Below are 2,988 nucleotides of genomic sequence, written 5' to 3' on the forward strand. Positions count from 1 at the left end.
TCGTGGAACAAGGAGGCCAGTTTTCGACTAGCGGTGAAAACGTGGCAGGAAATGATGGATCACTATTACCCGAACAGCGCGTGGTTGTGCCTGAACCGCGATGTGTTCGACCGGCTTTGCGAGTACAAGCTGCGCAATCGCTTGCCGACCTGGGAGCGAGCATTGGAACACGCGCTCGATGCCGTCGAGGAGAACGTGCCGTGAGTGCGGGACGCGACAGGAGGCGCGCGGATGCCATCGTCAACGCCGTGCTCTACGAGGGATACATGCTTTATCCGTATCGCCCGTCGTCGGTGAAGAACCGGCAGCGCTGGACTTTCGGCGGAGTGTATCCGCAGGCGTACAGCGTCGCGCAGAACGGGGCGGATCCCTGGATCATGCAGACCCAATGCCTGGTGCAAGGCGACGGGCGCACCGGGCTCGGTGTCGAAATCGGGTTTCTGCACCTGGTCGAACGCCAGGTGGGCGCGCTCGAGCAGCCGCTGCGGGAATGGCCGGAGCTCGATGAACCTCCGTACCGGAAAGTCGAAATGCTCGAAGTCGGTGAGCGGCGTTACTACACCTGGCAGGAAGCCACGGCGCAAAAGGTGCATGTCGGCGAGCTTTCAATCGAGGCACTGGCTGCTTCGGCGCGCGAGGTCCCGTTTGCGTTTGCGGGTCGCCGTCATCTCGAACCTTTATCCGCTGCGGACGGTGAGGTGGTCGGCGTGCTGGTCCGCACGCAACAGCCGATCGAAGGGAAAATCGAGTTGTGCGCCGAGTTCGTCGCCGAAGCCGCGTTCCGGCTGACCGCAAGAATCATCAATTCCACCACCCTGGAGATGACCGAAGGCATGAACCGCGATGCCGCATCGCTGCACGCCCTGGTGTCGTGCCATACGATCCTCAACGTGCGAGCAGGGGGATTCGTGTCCATGATGGATCCGCCGCAGCCGCTCGCGGCAGCCGCAGCCGAATGCAAAAACATCGGCACCTGGCCAGTGCTGGTGGGCGAAGAAGGAGCGCGCGATACGCTCCTGTCATCCCCGATCATCCTTTACGACTATCCACAGATCGCTCCCGAAAGCCCCGGCGACTTGTTTGACGCGACCGAGATCGACGAGATCCTCACCCTGCGCATCCTGGCCATGACCGATGACGAAAAACGCGAGATGGCGGCGGTCGATGAGCGCTCCCGCGCGCTGCTCGAACGCACCGAGCGGCTTGCTCCGGAACAGTTGCAGAAGCTGCACGGCGCCATGCGCCATCTGCGTCCGGTCGAACCGTTGCATGAACCGGTGCCGGACGAAGCCAAATCGCCATGGGAAGAACTCGACGCGCTGCCGCGCCTCGCCTACCTTCGCGTGAACGGCGTGGAATTGCGGGTCGGCGATCCGGTGCGTCTGAAGCCGCGCGGCAACGCCGACATATTCGATATGGCGCTGTCCAACAAGCTTGCGACCATCGAATCCATCGAGCGCGATTTCGAAGACCGCGTGCATGTTGCCGTGACCATCGATGACGATCCCGGCAGGGATTTAGGGTTGGAGCGTATGCCCGGCCATCGCTTCTTTTTTGCTCCGGAGGAAGTCGAGCCCCTAGGCAAACAGGACAGCGTCGGATGAATCCGGTCCTGGTCGCAGGCGTCGGCAATATATTCCTCGGCGACGACGCGTTTGGCGTCGAAGTCGCGCAGCGTCTGGCGCGGCGCGCGCTGCCGCAAGGCGTGCAGGTCGTGGATTTCGGCATACGCGCGCTGGACTTGGGCTACGCATTGCAGGATGGTTATGCCGCCGCCATCCTCGTCGACACCGTCCAGCGAGGCGGACCGCCCGGGAGTTTGTATGTGATCGAGCCCGAGTCGGAGCCGGCGGGCAGCGATGGCGACAGACAGCAATTGTCGCCGCACGACATGAGCCCCGGCAGCGTACTGCGTTACGCGCGCACGGTGGAAGGCTCGGGCTCGATCGTGTTGGTGGGCTGCGAACCGGAGAGCTTTGGCAACGAACTCGAAGGTGAGGGGCGCATGGGTTTGAGCGAGCCGGTCGCCGCCGCCGTCGACAAAGCGGTTGAACTGATCGAGGCTATGGTTATACGAATGGCGGAACAGGATCGGGGCATGCGCGAACTGAGCACGGAGCTGAGCGCGAAATTGTAACTGCTGCGTGAACTTGAGACGGAGATTGCGATGAATGAATGGTATGCAATCGGCGGCTTGATCGTCCTGCTAGTCGTGTTTGTAATCTTGGTGAATCTGCGCGATATCAAACGCTATCTGCGGATTCGATCGATGTAATCCAGCTAAGGAGGTTTGAATGAAAAATTTCTTCCGGTTTATCGTGCTTCCACTCGCCGTCGTGGCGGTCGTGGCGAACCTCAAGGACATCCAGCGCTATATAAAAATACGCAACATGTAGCAAAGCCCGAAGCTTTGCGAGCGATTCTCTATCAACCCGCCGGCGTTGTTCGCAACATCGAGCATCACCGGCAATCACGCAGGAGATTGAAATGGGCGCGTCGACGTATTTCTGGATCATCTGATCATCGCCGGCGTGACGGTGAATCTGCGCGACATCAGCGCTAACCTGAGAATCGGTCGATGTGGACCGGGATCGGGATGCCCGCGCTGGACTCGCATCGTGATACGAAGGAGGAAGCCATGAAAAAGGAATTGCATCACCTGAGTTGGACGCTGACCGCCCTGCTGGGGTTGCTATGGACGTCTTCGGCTGCCGGTCAGTTCTTGGCGCCGCCGGACAAGCCCTGACTACTCCGCACCACGGCCATCGGTGTACTCACCGATACCCAGTCGGATGGCCCGTTGAATCTGGATACTGATGAGACTGTCGATTTTGCGTTCGATGCGACGTATTTTGTCACGCCCAATATTGCGGTGAACGTACTGGCTACTTTTATCAACCTGGAGGTGAAAACCAACTCCAGCGCTTTGGCTAGCGGCTTTGGAACCGACAGCCTCGGCTCGGTGGATATTCTGCCGCCGATTGTGAC

At 60.1% G+C, this 2,988-nt stretch carries 4 protein-coding genes; all 4 read left to right on the forward strand.

Annotated features, from left to right (window positions below; all coding sequences use genetic code 11):
• The first annotated feature begins 33 nt into the window (after positions 1–33).
• Positions 34–204: a hypothetical protein gene (locus H0V78_10105; GenBank protein ID MBA2352110.1), complete on the forward strand. Its 171-nt coding sequence runs from the start codon at positions 34–36 to the stop codon at positions 202–204.
• A gap of 62 nt (positions 205–266) precedes the next feature.
• Complete coding sequence (locus H0V78_10110; protein MBA2352111.1) at positions 267–1,604, forward strand: hypothetical protein; 1,338 nt, start codon at positions 267–269, stop codon at positions 1,602–1,604.
• Positions 1,601–2,137 (forward strand): hydrogenase maturation protease, encoded by a 537-nt coding sequence (locus tag H0V78_10115; protein ID MBA2352112.1) that lies wholly within the window; start codon positions 1,601–1,603, stop codon positions 2,135–2,137. Before H0V78_10110 ends, H0V78_10115 begins: the two co-directional genes overlap by 4 nt.
• Before the next feature lie 663 nt (positions 2,138–2,800).
• On the forward strand, positions 2,801–2,988 hold a 188-nt coding region (locus tag H0V78_10120; protein ID MBA2352113.1), incomplete at its 3' end, for an OmpW family protein.

It is taken from the genome of Burkholderiales bacterium, assembly GCA_013695435.1.
In the GTDB taxonomy this organism is placed as follows: domain Bacteria; phylum Pseudomonadota; class Gammaproteobacteria; order Burkholderiales; family JACMKV01; genus JACMKV01.